Origin of the sequence: Antarctobacter aquimaris (genome assembly GCF_900184945.1) — a bacterium.
Taxonomy (GTDB): Bacteria; Pseudomonadota; Alphaproteobacteria; order Rhodobacterales; family Rhodobacteraceae; genus Maliponia; species Maliponia aquimaris.
The window spans coordinates 1-2986 of record NZ_FXYF01000037.1; the positions used below are offsets into that span (position 1 = coordinate 1).

Annotated in this window: 3 protein-coding genes; all 3 read right to left on the minus strand. The window is 64.8% G+C overall.

What is annotated here, in order from left to right; all coding sequences use genetic code 11:
• Window positions 1-636: hypothetical protein (locus MAA8898_RS25490; RefSeq protein ID WP_217900546.1), on the minus strand; the 636-nt coding region annotated here is incomplete at its 3' end.
• A gap of 158 nt (window positions 637-794) precedes the next feature.
• Entirely contained in the window at window positions 795-2426 is a 1632-nt protein-coding gene (locus MAA8898_RS25495; protein WP_094023820.1) for a calcium-binding protein, read from the minus strand.
• A gap of 278 nt (window positions 2427-2704) precedes the next feature.
• Window positions 2705-2986 (minus strand): hypothetical protein (locus tag MAA8898_RS26520; RefSeq protein ID WP_370738644.1); only part of this gene is annotated, 282 nt, incomplete at its 5' end.

Below are 2986 nucleotides of genomic sequence, written 5' to 3' on the forward strand. Positions count from 1 at the left end.
GGACAGGATCCGGCCGCTGTTCACGATGTCGATGGTCAAACTTGGGCCGAAACCCTGCGTGATGGCGGCGCCGCTGCGGCCCTCGATGAGGCCGCTGTTCACGATCCTGAAGGCGCCGCCCGCGCCGAGCAAACCATCCAGCACCAGTCCTGCCGCCAGCCCCGAAAGGATGCCGCTGTTGTCGATCACGGAGAGGCCCGGCGTGGCGCCGCCCTCGACCGCGATCCGGGCGCCTTGGTCGGTCTGACCGATGATGGTGCCGGTGTTGACCAGCCTGACCTGGTAGATATTGGCAGTGACGCCGAATCCGCCCCAGTCCATGCCTGAAGAATACCCGGTGATCGCACCGTTGTTGACGACCTGTTTGAAGCCATCTAGGCCGCCGAGACCGATCGCGTAGCCGATCGTGGAGGTGATCGAGCCTTGCGCTCCGACAGTCACGGTTCCGTTCTGCGAGACAGAGACCGATGTCGACCGCGTGACAATGGCGCCGAGGCTCACGAGATCGCTGAAGTTGCCGATGTCCACGGCCTGGCCGGGCACCACAAGCGTGGACCCGGTGGTGACGACTCCCAGTTCGTTGGTGCCCAGGAACTGCTGCGTGGTCGAAAATCCGATGATATTGAAGCTGGCCATGATGAGGACCTCTGTGGACGAATGTCCGGCCCGGCCACCATCGGCTCAGGGACCGACAAACGGGTCCAGCATACAGGGTTCCGGGCGCGGCCACCCAGCGGAATTTTCGCGCCCTGACGGGCGGTTGCACGTCGCGCCCTCCGGCTGTCCGTGGTCCTTCAGAGCACAAAATCCGTTGCCGTCAGCCCGATGACATTGGCCACCCGGATCTCGGCGTCCACCGTCCCGTTGCCGTCCGCGTCGAACTGCACGATGGTCGAGCCGGTGGCGGATTCGAACAGGCGCAGTTCGGGGTTTCCCGAGGGGGCAAAGGGCAGGGTGCCGCGAAATTCGAAGACCCCCGGCGACAGGCCCGCCACCACGATCAGGTCCGCGCCCTGTTCAAAGTCGAGGATCTGGTCGCGGTTCGCGCCCACCACGGTTTCGGCCAGCGCGCGGAAGACAAAGTTGTCGGCCCCCGCGCCACCGCTCAGCAAGTCCAGCCCCTCGCCGCCGGCCAGCGCATCGTCGCCATTGCCGCCGCGCAGGATGTCGTTGCCGCTGCCGCCCTCCAGGATGTCTTCGCCGTCCTGGCCGTTCAGCACGTCATCGTTCGCGCCGCCGTCGACAAAATCGCTGCCGTCCTGGCCGACCAGGATATCGTTGCCGGCATCGCCCAGGATCGTGTCATCCCCCGCGTTGCCGTTCAGCGTGTCGTTCTCGGTGCCGCCCTGGATCGAGTCATTGCCCGCGCCACCGAGGATGAAGTCGTTGCCGGAAGAGCCCCTGAGGTCATCGTCGCCGCCGCGGCCGACGATCATGTCGTGATCGGTTCCACCGTCCAGGGTATCGGAGACCTCGCCCCCAGCCAGCGTGTCGTTGCCGGTTTCGCCCAGGACCGTGCCCATGGTCGCGCCGCCATTGCCCTCGTACCGGTCGGCGCTGCCGCCCAGGAAGACATCGCCGAAGATGGTGCCGCCGTTCACCACCAGGTCAACGCCTGCGCCCACCCGAATGTCGCCGTCGATGACGCCGCCGTTGGTCAGCACATCGGCAACAACGCTCAAGAGGATCTCGCCCTGGATGGTGCCCATGTTGTGGATCGTCGCCGTGTCGGCGCTGGCCACGATGTCGCCGAGGATCTCGCCGGTGTTTCGGACCGTCAGCGGGATCAAGCCGCCCCTGATCGCGTCCTGGTCCGACTGGATCAGCCCGCTGTTGACCACCGTCACCGTATCCGTGCCGGTGCCGGACGCCTCCAGCCCGGTGACGTCGCCCAGCAACGTGCCGCTGTTGATCACGACACCGTCGTCGATCGCAATCGCCTGTCGGCCAAAGACCAGGCCATGATTGATCACTGACAGGTTGTCGCCGTTGCTGCGAATGGCGGCCAGGATCGATGTTCCGACGGACTGAAAGATCGTGCCCGCGTTGTAGATGCGCACGTCATCGGTGCCAAAGCCGACGTCGATGCCGACCGACCCAGAGATTTCTCCGAGGTTGCTGACAGAGGTGTCACTGACGCCGATATCCATGCCGCGGAAATTGCTGGGACCCGTCACGCTGCCCGTGGCACCAACCACGATCAGCCCCGCGAGGGCGGTGCTGTCGTCGACATCCAGCGCGTCGGACTGGAGGCTGAAGAGCGATCCGTAGATGTAGAAATTCGACCGCGCGGCCGAGGGCGCGGTCAGGGTCACGGTGTTGCCTGACGTGCTGTAGTGCGAAACGCCCTGCAACAGGAGGTAATCGTCGCCCGCCGTGATCGTGACGGGTGTCGAGCGATTTGTTGAAACGACCGTATCAACCATTGTTTCTATCCTTCCCTTTCAAATGTTCAGGACGACGGACCTGCTGCTGTCCGGTGCCCGCCGGATGCCGCCATTATAGCCTGAAATCGGGGAGGATTGGACATTTGCCTGTCCATCGGCGGGGCCGTCGAGCGCCCGGCGAGGGCCTGGGAAAGGCGTCCATGCCTGCGCCGGGGTCGTGCAGGCGATCACCCTGGTGATCCGCACTTTCCCGGCGAAGGTCTTGATTTCAATGTGTTGGCGGGGTCAGCGGCGTGTTTCCGCCCTTCGGTATCGTCTCAGAGAACAAAGTCCTCTGCCGTCAGCCCGGTGACATTCGCGACGCGGATCTCGGCGTCGATACTGCCGTTGCCGTCCGCGTCAAACTGCACGATGGTCGAGCCTGTCGCCGACTCGAACAGCCGCAGCTCCGGGTTGCCGGAGGGGGCAAATGCCGCCGTGCCGCGGAATTCGAACACACCCGGCGACAGGCCTGCCACCACGATGATGTCCACACCCTTCTGGAAGTCGAGGATCTGGTCGCGGCTCGCGCCCGCCACCGTCTCTGTCAGGGCCCGGAA

Bases quoted from the DNA above. Each gene is read 5' to 3' on its own strand.
- MAA8898_RS25495 (WP_094023820.1), bottom strand. From the start codon at position 2,426: ATGGTTGATACGGTCGTTTCAACAAATCGCTCGACACCCGTCACGATC.